The sequence below is a fragment of the Mycobacterium gallinarum genome, assembly GCF_010726765.1.
Lineage (GTDB): Bacteria > Actinomycetota > Actinomycetes > Mycobacteriales > Mycobacteriaceae > Mycobacterium > Mycobacterium gallinarum.
Genome location: NZ_AP022601.1, coordinates 5,502,319 through 5,524,474, shown reverse-complemented (window position 1 = coordinate 5,524,474; position 22,156 = coordinate 5,502,319). Strand labels below are relative to the sequence as shown.

At 65.0% G+C, this 22,156-nt stretch carries 21 protein-coding genes; 9 read left to right on the top strand and 12 right to left on the bottom strand.

Annotation, left to right across the window (positions count from 1 at the left end; genetic code table 11):
- Genes mftC through mftA form a run of 3 tightly spaced genes read right to left on the bottom strand, consistent with a single transcriptional unit; the run spans nucleotide 1 to nucleotide 1,690 of the window.
- A complete protein-coding gene (gene mftC, locus G6N42_RS27285; RefSeq protein ID WP_163738403.1) occupies nucleotides 1-1,260 on the bottom strand; it encodes a mycofactocin radical SAM maturase in 1,260 nt (419 codons plus the stop codon).
- A 29-nt stretch (nucleotides 1,261-1,289) separates the two neighbouring features.
- A complete protein-coding gene (mftB, locus tag G6N42_RS27280) occupies nucleotides 1,290-1,607 on the bottom strand; it encodes a mycofactocin biosynthesis chaperone MftB (protein ID WP_174262178.1) in 318 nt (105 codons plus the stop codon).
- On the bottom strand, nucleotides 1,592-1,690 hold the full coding sequence (gene mftA / locus G6N42_RS27275) for a mycofactocin precursor MftA (protein ID WP_163735411.1): 99 nt from the start codon (nucleotides 1,688-1,690) through the stop codon (nucleotides 1,592-1,594). The genes mftB and mftA overlap by 16 nt, the downstream gene beginning before the upstream one ends.
- Before the next feature lie 74 nt (nucleotides 1,691-1,764).
- On the opposite strand from mftA, the gene mftR reads away from it, so the two are divergent.
- The 3 genes from mftR to G6N42_RS27260 are packed head-to-tail and all read left to right on the top strand — an operon-like array spanning nucleotide 1,765 to nucleotide 4,274.
- Nucleotides 1,765-2,406, top strand: a complete 642-nt coding sequence (gene mftR / locus G6N42_RS27270) for a mycofactocin system transcriptional regulator MftR (protein WP_163735408.1) — start codon at nucleotides 1,765-1,767, stop codon at nucleotides 2,404-2,406.
- A gap of 54 nt (nucleotides 2,407-2,460) precedes the next feature.
- Nucleotides 2,461-2,985, top strand: coding sequence for an RNA polymerase sigma factor (locus G6N42_RS27265; RefSeq protein WP_163735405.1), 525 nt, complete (start codon nucleotides 2,461-2,463; stop codon nucleotides 2,983-2,985).
- On the top strand, nucleotides 2,982-4,274 hold the full coding sequence (locus G6N42_RS27260; protein ID WP_163735401.1) for a VOC family protein: 1,293 nt from the start codon (nucleotides 2,982-2,984) through the stop codon (nucleotides 4,272-4,274). The genes G6N42_RS27265 and G6N42_RS27260 overlap by 4 nt, the downstream gene beginning before the upstream one ends.
- 59 nt (nucleotides 4,275-4,333) lie before the next feature.
- On the opposite strand, the gene G6N42_RS27255 is transcribed toward G6N42_RS27260, so the two are convergent.
- Nucleotides 4,334-5,509, bottom strand: coding sequence for an FAD-dependent oxidoreductase (locus tag G6N42_RS27255; protein ID WP_163735398.1), 1,176 nt, complete (start codon nucleotides 5,507-5,509; stop codon nucleotides 4,334-4,336).
- 45 nt (nucleotides 5,510-5,554) lie between these two features.
- Nucleotides 5,555-6,001, bottom strand: a complete 447-nt coding sequence (locus tag G6N42_RS27250; protein ID WP_163735395.1) for an Rv2324 family transcriptional regulator — start codon at nucleotides 5,999-6,001, stop codon at nucleotides 5,555-5,557.
- Between the two features lie 113 nt (nucleotides 6,002-6,114).
- Here G6N42_RS27250 and ddaH point away from each other — a divergent pair, with 113 nt between their 5' ends.
- Genes ddaH through G6N42_RS27230 form a run of 4 tightly spaced genes read left to right on the top strand, consistent with a single transcriptional unit; the run spans nucleotide 6,115 to nucleotide 10,651 of the window.
- Nucleotides 6,115-7,008, top strand: coding sequence for a dimethylargininase (gene ddaH, locus G6N42_RS27245; RefSeq protein ID WP_163735392.1), 894 nt, complete (start codon nucleotides 6,115-6,117; stop codon nucleotides 7,006-7,008).
- Complete coding sequence (rocD, locus tag G6N42_RS27240; protein WP_434059603.1) at nucleotides 6,981-8,255, top strand: ornithine--oxo-acid transaminase; 1,275 nt, start codon at nucleotides 6,981-6,983, stop codon at nucleotides 8,253-8,255. The genes ddaH and rocD overlap by 28 nt, the downstream gene beginning before the upstream one ends.
- Nucleotides 8,256-8,270: 15 nt before the next feature.
- Nucleotides 8,271-9,773: an amino acid permease gene (locus G6N42_RS27235; protein ID WP_163735387.1), complete on the top strand. Its 1,503-nt coding sequence runs from the start codon at nucleotides 8,271-8,273 to the stop codon at nucleotides 9,771-9,773.
- Complete coding sequence (locus tag G6N42_RS27230) at nucleotides 9,770-10,651, top strand: universal stress protein (RefSeq protein ID WP_163735384.1); 882 nt, start codon at nucleotides 9,770-9,772, stop codon at nucleotides 10,649-10,651. The genes G6N42_RS27235 and G6N42_RS27230 overlap by 4 nt, the downstream gene beginning before the upstream one ends.
- Nucleotides 10,652-10,724: 73 nt before the next feature.
- Here the strand turns inward: G6N42_RS27230 and G6N42_RS27225 are convergent, their stop codons facing one another.
- The 4 genes from G6N42_RS27225 to G6N42_RS27210 form a co-directional block, all read right to left on the bottom strand.
- Nucleotides 10,725-11,579, bottom strand: coding sequence for a mycofactocin-coupled SDR family oxidoreductase (locus G6N42_RS27225; protein WP_163735381.1), 855 nt, complete (start codon nucleotides 11,577-11,579; stop codon nucleotides 10,725-10,727).
- A gap of 66 nt (nucleotides 11,580-11,645) precedes the next feature.
- Complete coding sequence (arcA, locus tag G6N42_RS27220; RefSeq protein ID WP_163735378.1) at nucleotides 11,646-12,890, bottom strand: arginine deiminase; 1,245 nt, start codon at nucleotides 12,888-12,890, stop codon at nucleotides 11,646-11,648.
- 26 nt (nucleotides 12,891-12,916) lie between these two features.
- Nucleotides 12,917-14,365 carry a basic amino acid/polyamine antiporter gene (locus G6N42_RS27215; RefSeq protein ID WP_163735375.1) on the bottom strand — a complete coding sequence of 483 codons (1,449 nt, stop codon included), beginning with the start codon at nucleotides 14,363-14,365 and terminating at the stop codon, nucleotides 12,917-12,919.
- Between the two features lie 23 nt (nucleotides 14,366-14,388).
- Entirely contained in the window at nucleotides 14,389-15,231 is an 843-nt protein-coding gene (locus G6N42_RS27210) for an SHOCT domain-containing protein (RefSeq protein ID WP_163735372.1), read from the bottom strand.
- 85 nt (nucleotides 15,232-15,316) lie between these two features.
- Between G6N42_RS27210 and G6N42_RS27205 the strand changes: the two genes are divergently transcribed.
- Nucleotides 15,317-16,708 carry an MFS transporter gene (locus G6N42_RS27205; RefSeq protein ID WP_232076371.1) on the top strand — a complete coding sequence of 464 codons (1,392 nt, stop codon included), beginning with the start codon at nucleotides 15,317-15,319 and terminating at the stop codon, nucleotides 16,706-16,708.
- On the opposite strand, the gene G6N42_RS27200 is transcribed toward G6N42_RS27205, so the two are convergent.
- Nucleotides 16,683-17,561 (bottom strand): cutinase family protein, encoded by an 879-nt coding sequence (locus G6N42_RS27200; protein ID WP_163738401.1) that lies wholly within the window; start codon nucleotides 17,559-17,561, stop codon nucleotides 16,683-16,685. The two genes, G6N42_RS27205 and G6N42_RS27200, sit on opposite strands and share 26 nt — an antisense overlap.
- A gap of 134 nt (nucleotides 17,562-17,695) precedes the next feature.
- Here G6N42_RS27200 and G6N42_RS27195 point away from each other — a divergent pair, with 134 nt between their 5' ends.
- Nucleotides 17,696-18,700, top strand: a complete 1,005-nt coding sequence (locus G6N42_RS27195; protein ID WP_163738395.1) for an alcohol dehydrogenase — start codon at nucleotides 17,696-17,698, stop codon at nucleotides 18,698-18,700.
- 71 nt (nucleotides 18,701-18,771) lie between these two features.
- Here G6N42_RS27195 and tuf read toward each other — a convergent pair whose 3' ends face one another.
- Together tuf and fusA are read right to left on the bottom strand one after the other, a co-directional pair.
- A complete protein-coding gene (gene tuf, locus G6N42_RS27190) occupies nucleotides 18,772-19,962 on the bottom strand; it encodes an elongation factor Tu (RefSeq protein ID WP_163735367.1) in 1,191 nt (396 codons plus the stop codon).
- Between the two features lie 87 nt (nucleotides 19,963-20,049).
- Nucleotides 20,050-22,155, bottom strand: a complete 2,106-nt coding sequence (gene fusA, locus G6N42_RS27185) for an elongation factor G (RefSeq protein ID WP_163735365.1) — start codon at nucleotides 22,153-22,155, stop codon at nucleotides 20,050-20,052.
- Nucleotide 22,156 lies beyond the last annotated feature (1 nt).

Below are 22,156 nucleotides of genomic sequence, written 5' to 3'. Positions count from 1 at the left end.
TTACACCGGGCTTTCGTTACAGAGTCGCTTAGGAGCCGCCTTGGCGGCGACATCAGAGCGAGGCGGTTTGGTGAGCAGCTTGAGCATGACCGGGCCATCCCCCTGCGCTGCGCGCGGGCGGTGCCCCCAGCGCGAGTGGTCAACACTGGACTTGGGCTTGACGCGGTCGGCAGCCAACGCCGGCGCACCGTAGCCCTGCACACACTCGGGGTCGGGACCGTCCATCGGCAATCCGGTGAAGAACTTCGCGGCCATGCATCCGCCGCGGCAGCTGTCGTAGTGCCCGCAGCTGCCACACGCTCCTGCCGACTGCGGTTCACGTAGCTCGCGGAACAGCGGAGCGTTCTTCCACACGTTGTCAAATCCGTTATCAGTCAAGATGTTTCCGGCAAGAAAGCGGTCGTGGATAGCGAACGGGCACGCATACACGTCGCCGACCGGGTCGATGAGGCACACCACCCGGCCCGCTCCGCACAGGTTCAGACCCGCCAGCGCGCCCGGCTCGCCCAGACCCGACAGGTGGAAGAACGAGTCACCGGTGAGCACACCGTCACCCTTGGCCACCAACCAGTCGTAGAGCTGCACCTGCTGCTCCGCGGTGGGGTGCAGTTCATCCCACACGTCGGCCCCGCGGCCGGATGGCCGCAGCCGGGTGATCCGCAGCGTGGCACCGTAACGCGCTGCCAGGGCGGCGAAATCGTCGAGCTGGTCGACATTCTCGCGGGTCACGACGACGGAGATCTTCGCGTCCTTGAAGCCCGCAGCCGCGAGGTTCTCCAGCGCCCGGATGGCCATCGCGAACGAGCCTGCTCCCCGGACGGCGTCGTTGACCTCGGCCGTCGCACCGTCCAGCGAGATCTGCACGTCGACGTAGTCACTGGCCGCCAGCCGCGCTGCCACATCGGGGGTGATGCGCACGCCGTTGGTGGAGAACTTCACCCCGACGTGGTGTTCGGTGGCGTAGTCGACGAGCTCCCAAAAGTCCGACCGCACAGTCGGTTCCCCACCACCGATGTTCACGTAGAACACCTGCATGCGTTCGAGTTCGTCGATGATGTCCTTGCACTGCTGAGTGGTCAACTCGCGCGGGTCGCGCTTGCCGGAGGACGACAGGCAGTGCACGCAGGCCAGATTGCAGGCGTAGGTGAGTTCCCACGTCAGACAGATAGGCGCATCCAGTCCGTGCTCGAACTGCTCGATGAGCCGCGGAACGGGCTGGACGGCAGGCGATTCGACTTTCGGCGCGGGCGCCGATTGCATTTCCGGCGCGGGCGCCGATTCAACAGTTGTCATAGCGGCACCAACATCTTCGATTGAGCGAGTACGCCAAGGGCGTGAAGGTAGGGGGCCTGCTGCGCATCGTCGACTCCAGCGGCGCGGCAGGCGGACCGGACGTCGGGGTGATCAGCCAATGAGTTGACCACCTCGACGATCGTCCGGTTCTTCAGGAACGACAGCTTGCGCGTACCGAAGTGATACAGCAGCGCACCGAACGGCTCGGGCCGTACGGCCACCTGTGGGTGGAGCCGCCAACCGAGGTCGGGATCGAACGCGATGTCGGTCCCGGACTCGGCTGCTGGCGAGGCCACGGTCAGTAGACCCCGCACATCCCGTCGATCGACACTTCTTCGACCAAGATCTCGGTGACGAGCTCATCGCCCGAGGTTTCCGCTGTCTGATTCGGCTCCACTATCCGCACCTTTCCTTGACAGGATCTCGACAAACTGTGATCGAGATCGCAATAATATGGCATCGAGTGCCAGAATGAAAGCCGACCCCGGAAAAGGATCTGACGTGCAACCGGAATCCCAGCACCGCGTCGGCCGCCGGCGGTCGACGAGCTGGGAACACATCAGCAATGTGGCGATCGATCTGTTCGCCGCCCGCGGGTTCGACGAGGTCAGCGTCGACGACGTCGCCGAGGCTGCCGGCATCGCGCGGCGCACGCTGTTTCGCTACTACCCGTCCAAGAACGCGCTGCCCTGGGGCGACTTCGAGGCACATCTGGCACGGATGCGGGACCTGCTGTCAGATCTCGACCCCGACGTGGGGATCGATGCCGCGCTACGGACGGCGCTGTTGGCGTTCAACACATTTGACGACGCCGAGACCGCACGGCACCGGCAGCGCATGCGGGTCATCCTGCAGACCGCCGAGCTTCAGGCGTACTCGATGACGATGTACGCGGGCTGGCGCGCAGTCGTCGTCGCGTTCGTCGCGCGTCGGCTGGGCATGAAGGAAGCTGACGTCGTGCCGCAGACAGTGGCCTGGACCATGCTCGGCGCGGCGCTGTCGGCGTATCAACACTGGTTGGACGACGAGTCGGTCTCGCTTGCGCAGGCGCTCGGCGACGCGTTCGACACCGTCAGCGCCGGACTGAAGGCGCTGGACGATCCCCGCCGCTGAAAGAATTTTCGATTCGGGCGTCGGAGTTCGCACCTCCGCGGCGACGATAAGGGTGTGAGCGCCGAACCGGATGGCAACGACGCTCCGCGGCAGCTACTGGCGATGTACGACGAAGCGATGCCGATCGTGTATGGGTATTTCGTCCGGCGCTGCAGTGACCGCGGAACGGCCGAAGACCTGACGTCGGACACGTTCCTGGCGGCGATGGATGCCGCACGCAGGGATGTGCCCCCGCCGTTGACGTTGCCGTGGTTGCTCGGAGTGGCGCGCCACAAGCTGGCGGATCACTACCGCCGTCGCCACGACCGGTTCAACATCCCGGTCGCCGAACTGCCCGAGACTGTCGACCCGGGCGACGACTGGGATGCCGAGCTCGACCGCATCGTCGCGGAGGCCGTCATGGCCAAGCTGCCCGAGCACCATCGCACCGTGCTGGCGTTGCGCTACATGGATGACTGTTCCGTGCCCGAGTGTGCGGAGTTGATCGGACGGACCGTGCACGCCACGGAGGCGTTGCTGGTGCGGGCGCGACGAGCCTTCAGAGCCCACTATCCGGAGCCGGAAGGAGGGAAGTCGTGAACGACGGCGTCAACAACAGCCACGATCCGCTGACCGTGCTGCACGGCGATGAGCTTGTCGCCCAACCAGATCCGGCGTTCGCGGCGCGGCTGCGCGCACGCCTGGAAAGCGCGCTGAACCTGCCCAATCGAACCCGAGGAGTTGACATGAGCGGCACCGACACCGCGATCGCCGAACTGGCCGAACCCACCGCGTCCTCCGCCGTGCCCCGATCGGCGGCACTGCCATATCTCTCAGTGGCCAACGCGCGCGAAGCCATCGACTGGTACGTCGACGTGCTGGGTGCCACCGTGGTCGGCGAACCGATCGTGATGGACGACGGCCGCATCGGTCATGCCGAGCTGGCACTTGGCGGCGGTATGTTCTATCTCGCCGACGAGTACCCGGAGATCGGCATGAAAGCCCCTGCTCCGCAGGCTGTTTCAGTCATGCTTGTCATCGCGGTCGCCGATACCGACATTGCGGTGGAGCGGGCCCGCGACCGCGGTGCCACCGTGCGTCAGGAAACCCGCGAGGCTCACGGTTCACGCAACGCTGCGATCATCGACCCGTTCGGGCATTGCTGGTCGCTCAACGGCCCGACGACCGGCGCGGCGGTGACCATCCAGCACGGTGACGTCGGTTACGTCTCGGTGTGGGCGCTGGACGCCGAACGGGCGGCGGCCTTCTACGGTCACGTCCTCGGCTGGGAATTCGACCGCTCCACTGGTCAGGTCACCAACACCAAGCAGCGCATCGGCATCGACAGCGTCGACAGCCGACAAGGCATGCTGTGCAGCTATGCCGTAGACGACCTCGCAGCAGCACGACAAGCGATCGTGGCCGCCGGCGGGACAGCCGGTGACGTGCTGGACTTCGACTTCGGCTCGGTGCTGGACGCCACCGACCCGTCAGGCGCGGCCTTCGCGGTGTTCGAGCCTGCACCGGGTATCGCGCGACCGGAACTGAATGGCTCTGGGCCAGGCGAGCTTTCGTATATCACCTACGAGGTGCCGGACTCGGGCGCATTCCGGGCGTTTTACAGCGGACTGCTGTTCTGGTCGTTCGAGCCGGGTCGCATCGACGACGGCTGGCAGATTCAGCACACCCACCCGATGGCCGGCGTCGCCGGCGGCAGCGCGCGGTCGGTCACGGTGCCGATGTGGACCGTCGCCGATGTCCGCGCGGCGGTGGCGAGGGTACGCGAAGCCGGGGGCACCGTGATCGAGGAGCCGTCGACGCAGGCGTACGGCCAATCGGCACAGTGCACCGACGACCAGGGCACCCGGTTCTATCTTGGCCAGTTCTGACTGGTGGATTCGGCGCGCTAACGCACCCTCACGGTCGATTAGCGCGCCGGATTCGCTGATTAACCGAGGACGTCGGCGATGGGTGCGCCGGCCGCGATCTTGGAGCGGGCCTTCATGACCTTTCCCGGCATGCCGCCGCCGACCACGCCGGCGACAACGCCGTCGCGCTCGTAATAGGCCAGGAACTTGCGGCCGTCGTCCTCGACGACGTGCACCACGTCGTCGGCCTCGGGCTCACCCAGGCACTGGATCTTGACGTCGTACTGGTCGCTCCAGAAGTACGGCACCGACACCGTGGACGGTGCGTCCTGACCCAGCATCGCGGGCACCAGCACTCGCGCCTGGTCGGCGACGTTGCTCCAATGTTCCACGCGCACTTGGTGCCCAAGGGTGTGGCGCCAGGACGCGACGTCGCCGATCGCCCACACATGCGGTGCGCTCGACCGGCCGCGATCGTCGCAGACGATCCCGTTGTCGATCTCCAGGCCGCTGCCGTCGAGCCACTCGGTGGCCGGATGCGAACCGATACCGACCACGACGAGATCGGCCTCGAGTTCGGTGCCGTCGCCCAGGACCACCCTCTCGACCCGCTCGGATCCGCTGACCTCCGAGACCCCGACGCCGCATCGCACGTCGACGCCCTCGGCGCGGTGCAGCCGGGCGACCAACTCACCGATCCGTCCGCCGAGTACCGACGCCAGCGGCGAAGGCTGCGGCTCCACCAGGACGACGTCGACGCCCATGCCGCGCAGGCTCGCCGCGACCTCGCAACCGATGAAACCCGCACCGACCACGACGGCTCGTGTCGCCGAACCCGCCTCGGCGCGCAACGCAAGGCTTTCGTCGAAGTTGCGGAGGACGTGGATACCTTTGAGATCCGGGAACGACGGGATGCGCTTGGGCACCAGCCCGGTGGCGATGATCAGTTCGTCGTAAGGCATCTCGGTGCCGTCTGCGAGCGTGAGCGTCTTGGCCCCGGTGTCGATCGACCGGGCTCCGTTGCCGAGCAACACGGTGATGTCGTTTTCTTCGTAGAACTCGGCGGGCTTGAGCGTGACGTCGTCGGTCTCGGCGCGCAGCACCTCCTTCGACAGCGGCGGCCGGTCGTACGGCAGATGATCCTCGTCGCTGACGATGGTGACCGGTCCGGCGTACTCGGAGCGTCGGAGCTGTTCAGCCGTGCGGGCAGCGGCCAGGCCGCCGCCGACAATGACTACTCCCCCAGTGGTGGACATGCGCAGATTTTGCACGATGGCTCCCGCGATATGTCCGCCACCCCGTCAGCTGCGGTCCCTGTCGATGATGTTGGTCAGCACGACGATGCTTTCGCTGCGTTCGACGTCGGCGGCCGCGCGAATACGCTCCAGCGCTTCCTCGAGATGCCGCATGTCGCGTGCGAGCACGTGCAGGATCGCGTCGGCCGTCCCGGTGACGGTGGCCGCGCCGATCACCTCCGGGATGTCAATCCAGGCCGCGCGCAACCGTTCTGGCGTAATCGTGCCGTGGCGGAACACCTGCACGTACGCCTCGGTGTTCCAACCAAGCGCGCTGCGGTCCACCACCGTGGTGAAGCCCCGGATGACGCCGTTGTCGAGCAGTCGGTCGACCCTGCGTTTCACGGCAGGAGCCGACAGGCTCACCCGTTCGCCGATCTCGGCGTACGTGGCACGCGCATCATTGGCGAGCTCGGCCAAAATGCGCTCGTCTGTCTGGTCCAGACGGTCCATCACCACCTCCACGCAACAAATCACCGATATTCTAGCTGTAGAACAATGAATCATGGGCCAATACGCAATAGACGATGATTGATTGCAAAAATGCTGGGCCATATCGTTGATTTATGACGATCGCAGATGTCGCCGCCGTCGCGGCTCCGGTATCCGAAGTCGCCACTACCCCGCGGAAGCGCCCTGGCGCCGACAGAACCCCCGAGCGTGCGCCCTCGATACGGCGCTACGCCATGACGGCGCCGACGTTCTTCACCGTCGAGTACGCGATCAACCCGTGGATGGACACGTCGGTGGATGTGGATACCCATCTCGCGTACAGCCAGTGGGAAACCCTGCGGCAGACATACAAGGAGCTCGGCCACACCGTCGAGTTGATCGAACCCATCGTCGGGCTTCCCGACATGGTCTACGCCGCCAACGGCGGAGTGATGGTGAACGGCAAGGCGGTCACCGCTCGATTCGCCTATCCGCAACGCGCCGACGAGTCCGCCGCGTACGCCGAATGGATGACCCGCCACGGCTATCGCCCCGTCGACACCCGGCACACGAACGAAGGCCAAGGCGACCTGCTCGTCGTCGGTTCGATCATGTTGGCGGGTCACGGCTTCCGCACCCAGCGGCAAGCACACGACGAAATCGCCGCGATCGTGCAGATGCCTGTCGTCAGCCTCGAACTCGTCGATCCGCGCTTCTATCACCTCGACACCGCGCTAGCCGTGCTCGACGCCACCACGATCGCGTACTACCCACCCGCGTTCAGCGACCCGTCCAGGACGAATCTGCTCGAACTGTTCCCCGACGCCATCGAGGTGGGCAGCGCCGATGCCTACGTCCTTGGCCTCAACGCGGTGTCCGACGGTCTCAACGTGGTGTTGCCCGCCGCGGCGACCGGATTCGCCGAACAACTGCGCACCGCCGGCTTCCGGCCCATCGGAATCGATCTGTCAGAGCTGCTCAAGGGCGGCGGATCCGTCAAATGCTGCACGTTGGAGGTACATCCGTGACCGTTGTCGACACCATGAGCAGCACCGAAGCGGCGATCGCAGTGGACAGCCGCTACGTTGCGCACAACTACTCGCCGCTGCCGGTCGTCGCCACCAGTGCCGACGGCGTGTGGGTGACCGATGTCGAGGGTCGTCGCTATCTCGATTGTCTGGCGGCCTACTCCGCCGTCAACTTCGGTCACCGCAATCCGGAGATCACCGCCGTGGCCCACGCACAGCTGGACAGCCTGACACTGGTGAGCCGCGCGTTCCACTCCGACCGGCTCGGCCCCTTCTGCCAGGCGCTCGCCGAACTCTGCGGCAAGGACATGGTCCTGCCGATGAACAGCGGCGCGGAAGCGGTGGAGAGCGGTATCAAGGTCGCCCGAAAGTGGGGCACTGACGTCAAAGGCGTACCCGCGGGTCAGAGCAATATCGTAGTGGCGCACAACAACTTCCATGGCCGCACCACCACGATCATCAGCTTCTCCGACGACGAGACCGCCCGACGCGGATTCGGACCGTACACCCCCGGATTCCGCTCGGTGGCCTTCGGCGACGCCGACGCGCTGGCGGCCGCGATCGACGAGAACACCGTTGCCGTGCTGCTCGAGCCGATCCAAGGTGAGGCCGGGATCGTCGTTCCGCCCCGCGACTTCCTGCCCCGGGTCCGCGCACTGTGCACCGAACGCAACGTGCTCATGATCGCCGACGAGATTCAGTCGGGGCTGGCGCGCACCGGTCGCACCTTCGCATGCGACCACTTCGGGGTGGTGCCCGACATCTATCTGCTCGGCAAAGCCCTCGGCGGCGGTGTGGTGCCGTTGTCCGCCGTGGTCGCCGACCGCGATGTGCTCGGGGTGCTGCATCCCGGCGAGCACGGCTCCACGTTCGGCGGCAATCCACTTGCGGCGGCCATCGGGACGACGGTTGTGGCAATGCTGCAACGCGGTGAATTCCAATCGCGCTCAGCAGAACTCGGAGATCGTCTGCATGCGCGGCTGCGCGCGCTCATCGGGTCCGGGGTGGTCGCGGTTCGGGGAATGGGGCTGTGGGCCGGCGTGGACATCGATCCGGCGCTCGGCATGGGAAAGCAGATCACCCTGAAGCTCGCCGAACGTGGTGTCCTGGTTAAGGACACGCACGGTACGACATTGCGCTTTGCGCCACCGCTGGTGATCACTGCTACGGAGATCGACTGGGCGATTGACCAATTCGCCCAAGTTTTGGCCGATTCGGGTTCACACTTGTCCGATACTGCGTTATAGCTCATAGGAGGCACAATGACCGCCCCTTCGCCAAGCCTCTCCGCCCAGATGTTGCGACGCCGGCCGGTGATCGGCGCCCCGGTCGCACACGGCGCCTCCGACCATCTCAAACGAAGTATCGGCACGTTCCAGCTGACGATGTTCGGCGTCGGCGCGACCGTCGGCACCGGTATCTTCATCGTGCTGCAGCAGGCCGTGCCGAAGGCCGGTCCGGCGGTGCTCGTCTCATTTGTGATCGCAGGTATCGCCGCAGGCCTGTCGGCAATCTGTTACGCCGAAATGGCCTCCGCAGTACCAGTTTCCGGATCAACGTATTCATACGCCTACACGACCATGGGCGAAGTGGTGGCAATGGGAGTGGCCGCGTGTCTGCTGCTCGAGTACGGCGTCTCCATGTCCGCTACCGCGATTGGCTGGAGTGGCTATCTGAACAAACTCCTGGACAACCTGTTCGGGGTTCAGATACCGCATGCGCTCACCGCAGCGCCGTGGGGTGAGACCCCGGGCATCGTCAACCTGCCCGCGATGTTGCTCATCACGATGTGTGCGCTGCTGCTGATCCGTGGCGCCAGCGAGTCCGCCACGGTCAACACCATCATGGTGATCATCAAGTTGGGTGTGCTGGCGCTGTTCGTCGCGATCGCGTTCACCGCGTTCACCACCGACCATTTCGCCGGATTCTGGAATGCCGGATTCGCCGGAATCACCGCCGGAGCGGCCACCATCTTCTTTACGTTCATCGGACTCGACGCCGTCTCCACCGCGGGTGACGAGGTCAAGAATCCACAGCGGACCATGCCGCGCGCGATCATCGCCGCACTGATCGCGGTCACCACCATCTACATCCTGGTGGCGTTCGCCGGGTTGGGCACGCAGTCAGCCGAGGCGTTCGGCTCTGAAGAACAGGCCGAGGCGGGGCTATCGGTGATCCTCGAGAACGTTCTGAGCGGTTCGACATGGGCCAGCACCGTTCTCGCTGTCGGCGCGGTGATCTCGATCTTCTCGGTCACGCTCGTGGTGATGTACGGCCAGACCCGCATCCTGTTCGCGATGGGTCGCGACGGACTGCTCCCGTCGCTGTTCGCCAAGGTCAACCCGCGCAGCATGACACCCGTGAACAACACGATCATCGTGGCCGCCGTCACGGGGATTCTTGCCGGCTTCGTGCCACTCGACTACCTGTGGGACCTGGTGTCGATCGGCACTCTCGTCGCGTTCATCACGGTCGCGGTCGGCGTGATCATCCTGCGGCGCCGCGAACCGGATCTGCCTCGTGGCTTCAAGGTTCCGGGCTATCCCGTGACACCTATCCTGTCCATCGCCGCCTGCCTGTGGGTGCTGTGGGGGCTGCCCCCGAACACCTGGCTGTGGTTCGGCATCTGGGTGGCGGTGGTTCTGTCCTTCTACTTCCTGTGGAGTCGCCGCCACAGCGCGCTGAACGACGGCGGTGACGGTCTCATCCCCGCCGCCGCGGCGCAGGAGGACGAGGTGTTACTTCCGCCGAAGGATCCTCAATGAGCGTCGCAGTCGGCTACCTGGCCGGTAAGAGCGGCCGGTCGCCGCTCTACCTTGCGGCAGAAGCCGCGAGAACGCTGCAGACATCGCTGACCGTGGTGACCGTGGTGCCACGGCCGTGGATGACGCCCTCGATAGCCCGCATCGATGCCGAATACGCCCAGTACGCCGACCAGTTGGCCGCGGACTCGGCGAAAGAGGCGCAGGAGTGCCTGGCGTCGATCGGCAAAGGAATCAAGGTGGACTTCCACAAGGTCGCGCATCGGTCGGCTTCCGGTGGCCTACTCGAAGCCGTCGACGAGCTCGAATCCGAAGCGCTGGTGCTGGGTTCGGCGGCCGATGGAAAGCTCGGGCAGGTCGTCATCGGTTCGACGGCGGATCGGCTGCTGCACTCGTCATCGGTGCCGCTGTCCATCAGCCCGCGCGGCTACCGCGGCACGAAGGCCGGCGGATTGACCCGCATCACGTGCGCCTATCCGGGCACACCGGAGTGTGTCTTCGTGGTCGAACGCGTTGCGGCGCTTGCACAACGACTGGGTGTCCCGATGCGGGTCATCACCTTCGCCGTCAGGGGTCGCACCATGTATCCGCCCGAGGTCGGGTTGCACGCCGAGGACTCGTTGCTCGAGGCGTGGGCAGCTCAGGCCCGAGAGACGTTGGCCGAGTTGCACTCCAAGGGCGTGGTCGGCGACGACGTCGAGCTGCAGGTCGCCACCGGCAACGGCTGGGATCAGGCGATCGATGCCGTTGACTGGCAAGACGGCGATCTACTCGCCATCGGCACGAAACCGTCGGGCGGAATCGCGCGGGTGTTTCTCGGCTCCCGGGGGTCAAAGATCCTGCGGCACAGCCCGGTACCGGTCCTGGTATTGCCGGGCTAGTGTGCAGTCAGATCGCAAATCCGGCCCAACTGGGGCGTTTTCGCGATCTGCGTGCACACCAGACGGCTGGTAGCTAGTACTTCATCGTGCCGCGGTCGACGTTGATCTGGCTGCCCGAGATCGTCATCGACCCGTCGCCGGCCAACCACGCCACCACGTCGGAAACCTCTTCAGCGGTCATGAAGTCCTGCAGACTCGATGCGCCTTCCTGACTCACAGCGCGGTACGGGAAGGGCTTGAAGCTGTGGATGAAGCTCGGGAACTTTCCGAAGAGCTCCATCATCGCTTCCTTCTCCACCATCGGCGTGTCGATGGAGTACGGATGGATCGAGTTGACCCGAATCCCGTACTCGCCCACCTCCAATGCCAGTGAGTTGGTCAAGGACGTCAGACCGTGCTTGGACGCCGCGTAGTGGCCGTTGCCCGGGGTGGCCTTCAGTCCCGCCGACGAGCTCACGATGATGATCGAGCCGCCGTTGCCCGCCTCGATCATTGCCGGAACGGCGGCACGGATCGTCTTCCACGTGCCGCTCAGGTTCACGTCGATGACGGCGTTCCACTGCTCCTCGGACATCTCGAAGAGACGCCCCCAGCTCAGCACGCCCGCGTTGGCCACCAGGATGTCCAGCCGACCGAACTGCTCGATCCCGTCGGCGACCACCTGCTGCAGTGCAGCCAGATCTCGGATGTCGACCTCACGGGACAGCACCTTGCGGCCGGTGGCCTCCACCGCCCGTACGGTCTCGGCGAGTTCCTCCGAGCTACCCAGCGGGTAGGTGATGGTGTCGGAGATCGGTCCGCAGACGTCGATGGCGATGATGTCGGCGCCCTCGCCGGCCAACCGGATCGCGTGCGCCCGACCCTGGCCGCGCGCGGCCCCCGTTACGAATGCCACTCGCCCTTCCAGGGGCCCGTCAGTCGCCGTCACCGCTGCTCCTTTCGTGAAGCTGCGGACCAGGCTAACAGCCGAACTGGAACGTGTTCTAGTAACCGGTCAGTCGAGGCCGTCGCGGATGATCGGACAGGTCATACAGTGCCCGCCGCCGCGTCCGCGGCCCAGCTCGGCGCCGACGATGGTGATCACCTCGATACCCGCCCTGCGCAGCAGGGTGTTGGTGTGGGTATTGCGGTCGTAGGCGAACACCACCCCGGGCTCGACGGCGACCAGGTTGTTGCCGCTGTCCCACTGCTGGCGTTCCGAGTCGTACTTCGTGCCACCGGTTTCCACGACCCGCAGGGCGCCGAGTCCGAGCGCGTCGGCGACCACTTCGACGAATGGCTTGTGCGCCTCCTCCACCTCGACGCCCGGGTCGGCGTCGCTGGGATGCAGGATGAATGTCTGTATCGAGTCGACGATGTCGGGATACAAGGTCACGACATCGCGGTCGGCGAACGTGAACACCGTGTCCAGGTGCATGGCCGCCCGTAGCTTCGGCATTCCGGCGACGATCACCTTGGTGGCCGCCTTCTCGGCGAACAGCTTGGCAGCCACCTGCGTGATCGCCTGACGTGAGGTGCGCTCGCTCATCCCGATGATGACGACACCGTTGCCGGGCACCAGGACGTCGCCACCCTCGATCGTCGACATCCCCCACGACTCCTCCGGATCGCCCCACCACACCGTGGAGCCGACGAAGTCGGGATGGAACTCGTAAATGGCCTTCATCAACAATGTTTCGTCATGTCGCGCGGGCCAGAACAACGGATTGAGCGTCAGGCCTTGATAGATCCAACAGGTCGTGTCGCGCGTGTAGAGCGTGTTCGGCAGTGGCGGCATCAGGTACTCGGTCACGCCGGCCGCCTCACGGGCCAGGGAGCGGTACCCGGATTGGATCTCAGACGGCAGGTCGCGGGTCGACATGCCGCCGATCAGCAACTCCGTCAGTCGCTGCGGTTTCAACGAATCCAGGAAGCCACGCGTGTCGTCGACGAGTCCCAGGCCAACTTCGTTCGGCACGATCTTGCGGTCCAGCAGCCAGTCTTTGGCCTCGGGGATTTCCATCGTCTCGGCGAGGAGGTCGTGCAGTTCGACCACCTCGACATCGCGGTCGCGCATTTTGTCGATGAAGTCGAAGTGGTCGCGACGAGCGTTCTGCACCCACAGCACGTCGTCGAACAGCAGGTCGTCGCAGTTGGTCGGCGTGAGGCGCTCGTGGGCCAGACCAGGCGAGCACACCAGCACCTTGCGCAGCTTGCCGACCTCGGAGTGAACGCCGTAGTTCGCAGAAGGATTCGTCACTTCAGTTCCTCTCAAACGCCTGCCCGCTAGATTTCGATCGCTCCAGTTGCCAAGGACACCACAGCTGCGACGGCGCCGAGGAGAATCACCCCGAACAGCACCGCCTCGGCAGGCTGGAAGACGCGAAGACCTCGCTCGCGTCGCGCTTTGAAGTACAGCGCCGCCGCTGGTGCGTACAGGATGCAAGACAGCAGGAGCTTGTCCACGCCCGCCGCGTAGATCAGGAACAGGGTGTAGACCGTCGCCAGGCCGGCGACCACCATGTCCGGAACCAACGATTTGCCGTCCCCGTACGTCTCGCGGGTCGCCGTGAGTTTCAGTGCGTAGGCCGCCGCGAGGAGATAGGGAATCAGAGATAGCGCGGCAGTCAGATCCAGCATGAAATCGAGTGCGTCGGCGGCGAACAGCAGCGCCACCAGAAGCAGCGAGATCAACCCGGCGGCCATGATCAGCGCGGTGACGGGTGCACCGTGACTGTTGGTGCGCGCCAGGAATTTCGGCATGTCCTCGGACTTGGCCGGAATGTAGAGGACTTCCGCGGCCATCAACGTCCACGCCAGATACGCACCCAGCACCGAGATGATCACGCCGACACGGATGAAGATCGATCCCCAGTGTCCGACAACCGATTCCAGCACCGCCGCCATGGAAGGCTGAGTGACGCCGGCGAGCTCTTCCTGGGGCATCACGCCGTACGAGACCAGCGTGACCAAGGCGAAAACGCTCAGCACACCGAGGAACCCGACGACCGTGGCGCGACCCACGTCCTCACGTTTGCGCGCCATCCGCGAATAGACGCTTGCGCCCTCGATACCCAGGAACACGAACACGGTGATCAGCATGGTGCCGGTGGCTTGGTCCCAGATCGTCGAGAACGAATATCCCTCCTCGCCGCCCCAGAAGTTGTCGGCGAACACATCAGCCTGAAATGCGATACCGACGATCACGATGAACATCAGGATCGGCACCACTTTGGCGATGGTCACGATGTAGTTGATGACGGCCGCATCCTTGACTCCGCGCATCACCAGGGCCGCGAACAACCACACGCAGATCGCGGACACCACCACCGCGAGCACCGTGTCCCCCGCGCCGAACGCGGGTACCAGCGCGCTCAACGTCGCCGTGATCAGCACCCAGTACGACGTGTTGCCCGCGCAGGCCGATGCCCAGTAGCCAATTGCCGAGTTGAACCCGACGTAGTCGCCGAAACCTGCCTTGGCATAGGCGAAGATGCCTGCGTCGAGGTCCGGCTTGCGCATCGCGAGGCGTTGAAAAACGAACGCCAGCATCAGCATTCCGAAGCCGGCGATCGTCCACGCGATGAGGGCCCCGAGCACTCCGGTCTCGGTGCCGAACCGACGTGGCAGCAGGAAGACCCCAGCCCCGATCATCGAGCCGACCACCATCGCGGTCAGCGTCGGGAGGCTGACCTTCGGATCTCTCTGCGTTGTGGCCGTCTCGATATCGGTCATCGCGATCCGCTCCTGACGGTTGACTACAAGTCGGCCAAGATCTGCTGACGCTTGGCGGCGTATTCGTCGTCTGAGATCGCACCGGTCGCGCGCAGGGTTTCCAACTCTTGCAGCCGCTGCGCGGTCGAGGGTTCGGGTGGCGCGGAGGCGAACTGGGCCGCTGCAGGGGGCGCGGCCGCCTGCGCAGGAGCTGCGGGGGCTTGTGTTGCGGCAGCCCGCCGCACCACCGCCTGCACCTGTTGGCGGGCAGCCGGATTCGCGCGCAGATCGATCATGTTGTTCAGGCCGATGTTGTTGGCCTTGAGAATCTGCAGGATCTCCATCAGCGGCCCGACCTGTCCGGACAGATCGTAGGTCCTGTTGTCCTCGGCGATGGTGAAAGTCGCAGGCATCATGCCGCTGACCAAACTGCTTCTCTCCCAATCGATTTGGTACTCGTTCGTGACGGGGTCCACGAGTGCGACGAGTTTGCGGCTGGTGATCATCGGCAGTCGCGAAATCGACGCGATCACCCGATCCTGGCTGGCGAACGGCGCGATACCGGGTCCAGAGATCTGCAGGTCGATCTTCACCAGGGGCTGCTCGTTGATCCGCGTCCCGGTCTCGTGAATCCCGACGACCTGCGCCAGCGCCAGCACACCGGCCTGTTCCAGCGCCTGCGTCTTGGCGGCCTTGTTAGCGCCCATGCTGGTGATACCCAGGGCGATCAGGACGTCGAGCACGGTGATCGCCAGGCCCGCCCAGAACATCCACTTCATGATCGGCTGTGCCCCGGAAGCGAAATATATCGCCAGGAAGATCGGGCCGACGATGCCGCACAGCAACACGAAGGCCTGAATCTTGACGTACCGCCAGAAAGTGGACATAAGGCCAAGCTCCTATGGAAAGTGGTCGTCGCGTCGCGTGTCAGATTAGCTCGAATTCTGCGGATGCGAGTCGTATCGTCGGGCGGTGGTCTCGGGGTCGGAGTCGGCGGAACCGGTGAAAGCCCGGTGGGTCCTGGCGGCCGTCTCGATGGCACTGTTCTGCGTGCAAATCGACTACTTCGCGGCCAATCTCGCGCTGCCGCGGATGGCGTCCGACCTCAACAGCACACCGTCGGACCTGCAATGGGTGATCAGCGTCTACATGCTCACGTTGGGCGCCTTCATGGTTCCGGCGGGACGGATCGGCGATATCTTCGGGCGCCGCAAGGCCTTGATGGCCGGCATCGCCTTGTTCGGTCTGGCGTCGGCCCTGTGCGCGGTCGCCCCGTCCGTGCCGCTGATCGTGGCCTTCCGCGCACTACAGGGACTCGGTGCCGCACTGATCTTCCCGGTTTCGGTGAGCGTGCTTACCAACGCCTTTCCCGCGGTCAAGGCCAGCCATGCCATCGGGTTGGCTTACGGCATAGCGGGTTTGGGCAACGCCGCGGGCCCGCTGATCGGCGGCCTGCTGACCGACACCGTTGGCTGGCGGTGGATCTTCTGGCTCAACGTTCCGCTGACGGTGGTCTCACTCGCGCTCGGCGCGTGGAGCATCGGTGAGTCCTCTGATGAAAACGCCCCGCGTCGTCTCGACATCACCGGGCTGGCGCTGATCACCGTCGGAATCGGCTTGTTCACGTTGACATTTGACCGAGCACCACACTGGGGGTGGGTCTCGGTGCCCACCGTCGTCGCATTCGCGGGGTCGCTGGCCGCGCTCTCGCTTTTCGTCGTCGTCGAGAACCGGGCGCCATGGCCGTTGGTCAATCTGTCGCTGGTGCGCGACGCCCGCTTCGCGGTGCTCGTGATCGCCGGCGCCACCGCGAACATCGCCTACGCGGTGGCGATCTTCCTGTCGACGCTGAACCTGCAGCAGGTACGGGCTCTGGACCCCCTGATGGCGGGTCTCGTCTTCCTCGGCCCTTCGGCCGGCGCCGCGCTGGGCGGCGTCCTGTCGGGACGCCTCGCCGCCGACCGGTCGCCATTGCTCGTGATGGGGCTGACAAGTGGAGCGGCCGCAATCTCGCTGGCTGCCCTGGCGGCGTCGGGCGAATGGATTGTCTATCTGCCCGCGTTGTCGGCGTGCGGGTTCACATTGGGGTTGTTGTACGCGTTCACCACCGTCGCCACCCAGGCCGTCGTACGTCCCGAACGGGCCGGCGAGGCGGCGGGCGTCACGCTGACGGCGTTGGTGACACTCGCCGGAGTCGGTGTCGCCGTGTCGGGAACGGCGCTGGAGATGCTCGAGCGCGGCGGTCAGTCGACGGCGAGCGCGATCGACACCATCCTCGGGGTGCTGGCGGCGCTGCTGTTGATCGCCAGTGCGCTGGCCCTGTGGATCGCCCGCACGCCTATGGCGTCGGTGCGCTCGCGCTGAGCGGGACGATCGGCTGGGCCTCGGGCGTCTGCGGCGCGGGGGCCTGAGCGTCGGGACCGCCGAGCAGGAAGTACAGCGGCGCCGTCCAGTCCAGGCCCGCCGTCGTGGCGTAACTGGTGTGAATCGCCACACCGCGTGCGTATGACACCGAGGTCTCTTCGTCGTCGGGGTTGTAATCGCAGACGGCATCGCCGAGATCACAAACACTGATCGTGCGCGCGCCGATGGCCGGCGACATCGGGCCGGGTGCATGCGCCAGGATCGGCCAATCCTGTGCGGCCCCCTTACCGCGCTCGGGAATGCCGCTGGCCGTCCCCAGGTTCAGGGTCGGATCCTCGGGCAGGCGGTCACCGTCGGCGACCAGCAGCACCGCGGCGAGATTCGGGCTGGCTTCGAGCGCCTGCAGATTGCGGTGCACGACCATCGCACCCTGCGAATAACCGGCGAGCACCACCTTGGTTGCCGGACAGCGCTGGACAAACCCCTCGTATTGCTTTCCCAGCGCCGCTGCTCCGGCATCCACACTTCCGATGAAACCCAGCCACTCACCGGCACCGCCGTCTTCACCCGGTGCCTCGACGGCGGGGTACTCGACTGCTTCGGCGGTCATGGTGCGACCGTCCTGCTGCACCTGGGCCGACAACTCCTGCAGGGACTGGTAGACCACGCGGCCCATCCCGTCGTTCTGCGCCACCTCGGCGGGCGTGCGCTCGCCTGAGCCTGCGGCGCCGATCCAGTGCACATCGGGGCAGGCGGTCTGCGCTGAGGCGGTACCTAGGGAGAGCCCTGACAGACCGACGAGTGCGGCACCGGCGAAGGCGGCACACGCGAGTGTGGCGACGCGACGGAACATGAAATCCATACCCTTCTTGAGCCCCGACCAGGGCATACGCGAAGTACATCGCCTCGTCCGCCGCGGGTGTTACAGGGTTTCCATCCGAGAGGTACAACCGCATCGCCCGAGGTAATGTCCGCGACGTGGCCACGATGAAGATCGCCCGCATCCCCGCGGCGAATGCGAAGTTCGAAATCACCGACGTCGAGATCCCAGAACCAGGTCCGCGGCAAGTCCGAGTGAAGGTCCACGCCTGCGGCGTCTGCCACTCCGACGTGCTGACCGTGATCGGCATGATGGGCAATTCGTTCCCGCGCGCGCCGGGGCACGAGGTCGCAGGCGTCGTCGATGCGGTCGGGGACGACGTCACGTCCTGGGCGGTCGGAGACCGCGTCGGCGTCGGCTGGTTCGGCGGGTGCGATTTCACCTGCGAGGCCTGTCGGCGCGGCGACTTCATCTCATGCGAGAACGCGGAGATCCCCGGCATCTCCTACGACGGCGGTTACGCCGAGTACATGGTGGCGCCCGCCGAAGCCCTGGCTCGCGTCCCCGACGACCTCGCCGACGTGGATGCCGCGCCGCTGCTGTGCGCGGGTATCACCACGTTCAACGCGCTGCGCGAATCGGTGGCGCGACCGGGCGACCTAGTCGCGGTGCTCGGCGTCGGCGGTCTCGGGCACCTCGGTATCCAGTTCGCGGCGAAGATGGGCTTCGAGGTGGCTGCCATTGCGCGCGGTACCGACAAGGAGCCGCTGGCCAAAGAGCTTGGCGCACATCATTACATCGACTCCAAAGCCGTCGATGTCGCCGAGGAACTGAACAAACTCGGTGGCGCGCAGGTCATCCTCGCCACGGTCACCGTGGCCGACGCGATGGCGGCGACGATCGGCGGCCTCAAGGCCCGCGGTCAGCTGGTCGTCGTCGGCGCACCGTCCGAACCGATGGAGACGCCCTTGGCGCCGTTGATCTTCAAATCCGCGGCAGTGCAGGGCCATGCCTCCGGGACATCGCAGGATTCAGAAGACACGCTGCGCTTTTCGGCGATCACCGGCGTGCGACCGATGATCGAGACCATGCCGCTGTCCGATGCTCAGGCTGCCTTCGACAAGATGATGAGCGGCGATGCCCGGTTCCGCATGGTGCTCACCATGACCTGACGCGGCCGAACAGACGCGAAAACCCCCCAAATCCTTGGGATTTAGGGGGTTTTGCGTCTTCTCGCGAAGGACTACTTGTGGATCTTGGTGACCCGGCCGGCGCCGACGGTGCGGCCACCCTCACGGATCGCGAATCGCAGGCCCTCGTCCATGGCGACGGGCTGGATCAGCTTGACGGAGATGTCGGTGTTGTCACCGGGCATCACCATCTCGGTGCCCTCGGGGAGGGTCACCACGCCGGTCACGTCCGTGGTCCGGAAGTAGAACTGCGGCCGGTAGTTGTTGAAGAACGGCGTGTGACGGCCGCCCTCGTCCTTCGACAGGATGTAGACGCTGCCGTCGAACTCGGTGTGCGGGGTGGTCGTGCCGGGCTTGACCACAACCTGGCCACGCTCGACGTCCTCGCGCTTGATGCCACGGACCAGCAGACCGACGTTGTCGCCCGCCATACCCTGATCCAGCAGCTTGCGGAACATCTCGACACCGGTGACGGTGGTCTTGGTGACGTTCGGGCGGATGCCGACGATCTCGACTTCCTCGTTCACGTTGATCACGCCACGCTCGACGCGACCGGTGACGACGGTGCCACGACCGGTGATCGTGAAGACGTCCTCAACGGGCATCAGGAACGGCTTGTCGGTCTCGCGGACCGGGTCCGGGATCGACTCGTCAACGGCGTCCATCAGGTCCTCAACGGACTTGACCCACTCGGGGTCGCCCTCGAGTGCCTTGAGCGCCGACACCTTGATGACCGGGGCATCCTCGTCGAACTCCTGGGCGGCCAGCAGTTCGCGGACCTCCATCTCGACGAGCTCGATGAGCTCCTCGTCGTCGACCATGTCGGCCTTGTTCAGCGCGACCAGGATGTAGGGCACGCCGACCTGACGGGCGAGCAGCACGTGCTCACGCGTCTGCGGCATCGGGCCGTCGGTCGCTGCGACCACCAGAATCGCGCCGTCCATCTGGGCGGCACCGGTGATCATGTTCTTGATGTAGTCCGCGTGGCCGGGTGCGTCGACGTGCGCGTAGTGACGCTTCTCGGTCTGGTACTCCACGTGGGAGATGTTGATCGTGATGCCGCGCTGACGCTCTTCAGGCGCATTGTCGATCTGGTCGAATGCGCGCGACTCGTTCAACTCGGGATACTTGTCGTGCAGAACCTTGGTGATTGCTGCGGTAAGCGTGGTTTTGCCGTGGTCAACGTGACCGATGGTCCCGATGTTGACGTGCGGCTTCGTCCGCTCGAACTTCGCCTTCGCCACTTCTGTGTCCTCCTGGACTTGTTGGTGCTTGTTTAAAGCAGTGTTGATCTTTGCAGTTGTGTGGTCCCGCGAAACCAACGGGTCGAGTTACTGACCCGTCGCCTTCGCGATGATCTCCTTCGACACGTTCGCCGGAACTTCAGCGTACGAGTCGAAAACCATGGAGTAGTTCGCCCGGCCCTGAGTCTTCGACCGGAGGTCTCCGACGTAACCGAACATCTCCGACAGCGGCACGTGCGCCTTGACGACGCGTGCACCTGCCCGCTCCTCCATGGCCTGAATCTGGCCACGGCGGGAGTTCAGGTCGCCGATCACTTCACCCATGTAGTCCTCGGGTGTGGTGACCTCGACGGCCATGATCGGCTCCAGGATCACCGGTTGTGCTTGGCCTGCAGCCTTTTTCAGCACCTGTGATCCTGCGACCTTGAACGCCATCTCCGAGGAGTCGACCTCGTGGTAGGCGCCGTCGAGCAGGGTGACCTTCACGTTCACCAGCGGGTAGCCGGCCAGCACGCCGTACTGCATGGCGTCCTGCGCTCCGGCATCCACCGACGGAATGTACTCGCGGGGGATGCGGCCACCGGTGACCTTGTTCTCGAACTCGTAGGTCGCCCCGTCCTCGCCGCTGAACGGCTCCAGGTCGATGAGCACCTTCGCGAACTGGCCCGAGCCACCCGTCTGCTTCTTGTGGGTGAACTCGACCTTCTCGACCTTGCGGCGGATGGTCTCCTTGTACGCCACCTGCGGCTTGCCGACGTTGGCCTCGACCTTGAACTCGCGCTTCATCCGGTCCACCAGGATGTCCAGGTGCAGCTCGCCCATACCGCCAATGACGGTCTGGCCGGTCTCCTGGTCCAGGTGCACCTTGAAGGTCGGATCCTCTTCGGCCAGCTTCTGGATCGCCGTGCCGAGCTTCTCCTGGTCGCTCTTGGTCTTGGGCTCGATGGCCACCTCGATCACCGGATCGGGGAACGTCATCGACTCCAGCACGACCTGCTGGTTGGGATCCGACAGCGTGTCACCGGTGGTGGTGTCCTTGAGCCCGATGACGGCGTAGATGTGCCCCGCGGAGGCCCGTTCGACCGGGTTCTCCTTGTTGGAGTGCATCTGGAACAGCTTGCCCAGCCGCTCCTTCTTGCCCTTGGTGGCGTTGATGACCTGGCTGCCGGACTCGACAGTGCCCGAGTACACGCGGACGTAGGTCAGCTTGCCGAAGAACGGGTGCGTGGCGACCTTGAACGCCAGCGCCGAGAACGGCTCGTCGGTCGACGGCTTGCGGCTGATCAGCTCGTCTTCCTTGCCGGGCACGTGGCCTTCGGCAGGCGGCACGTCCAACGGCGACGGCAGGTAGTCGATCACCGCGTCGAGCATGGGCTGCACACCCTTGTTCTTGAACGCGCTGCCGCACAGCACCAGATAGGCATCGGAGTTGATGGTGAGCTTGCGCAGCGCACCCTTGATCTCCTCGATCGACAGCTCCTCGCCGCCGAAGTACTTCTCGAGCAGGGCCTCGTCGGTCTCGGCGACCGCTTCGAGCAGCTTGGTGCGATACTCGTCGGCCTTCTCAGCCAAATCAGCTGGGATGTCGACGGTTTCGTAGGTCTCACCGAGCTTGGTCTCGCCGCGCCACACCTTGGCCTTCATCTCGACCAGGTCGACGATGCCCTCGAAGTCACCTTCGGAACCGACCGGCAGCTGGATCGGGATGACGTTGGCGCCCAGGCGCTCTTCCATCGTGCGCACCGAGAAGTAGAAGTCCGCGCCGACCTTGTCCATCTTGTTGACGAAACAGATGCGGGGAACGTCGTACTTGTCGGCCTGGCGCCAAACCTGCTCGGACTGCGGCTCGACACCTTCCTTGCCGTCGAACACGGCAACGGCACCATCGAGAACGCGCAGGCTGCGCTCCACCTCGACGGTGAAGTCGACGTGCCCGGGGGTGTCGATGATGTTGATCTGGTTGTCGTTCCAGAAGCAGGTGGTGGCGGCGGAGGTGATGGTGATACCCCGCTCTTGCTCCTGCTCCATCCAGTCCATGGTGGCGGCGCCGTCGTGCACCTCACCGATCTTGTAGCTGATACCGGTGTAGTAGAGGATGCGCTCGGTCGTCGTCGTCTTACCGGCATCGATGTGGGCCATGATGCCGATGTTGCGGACCTTGGTCAGGTCGGTCAGCACGTCCTTCTGTGCCACA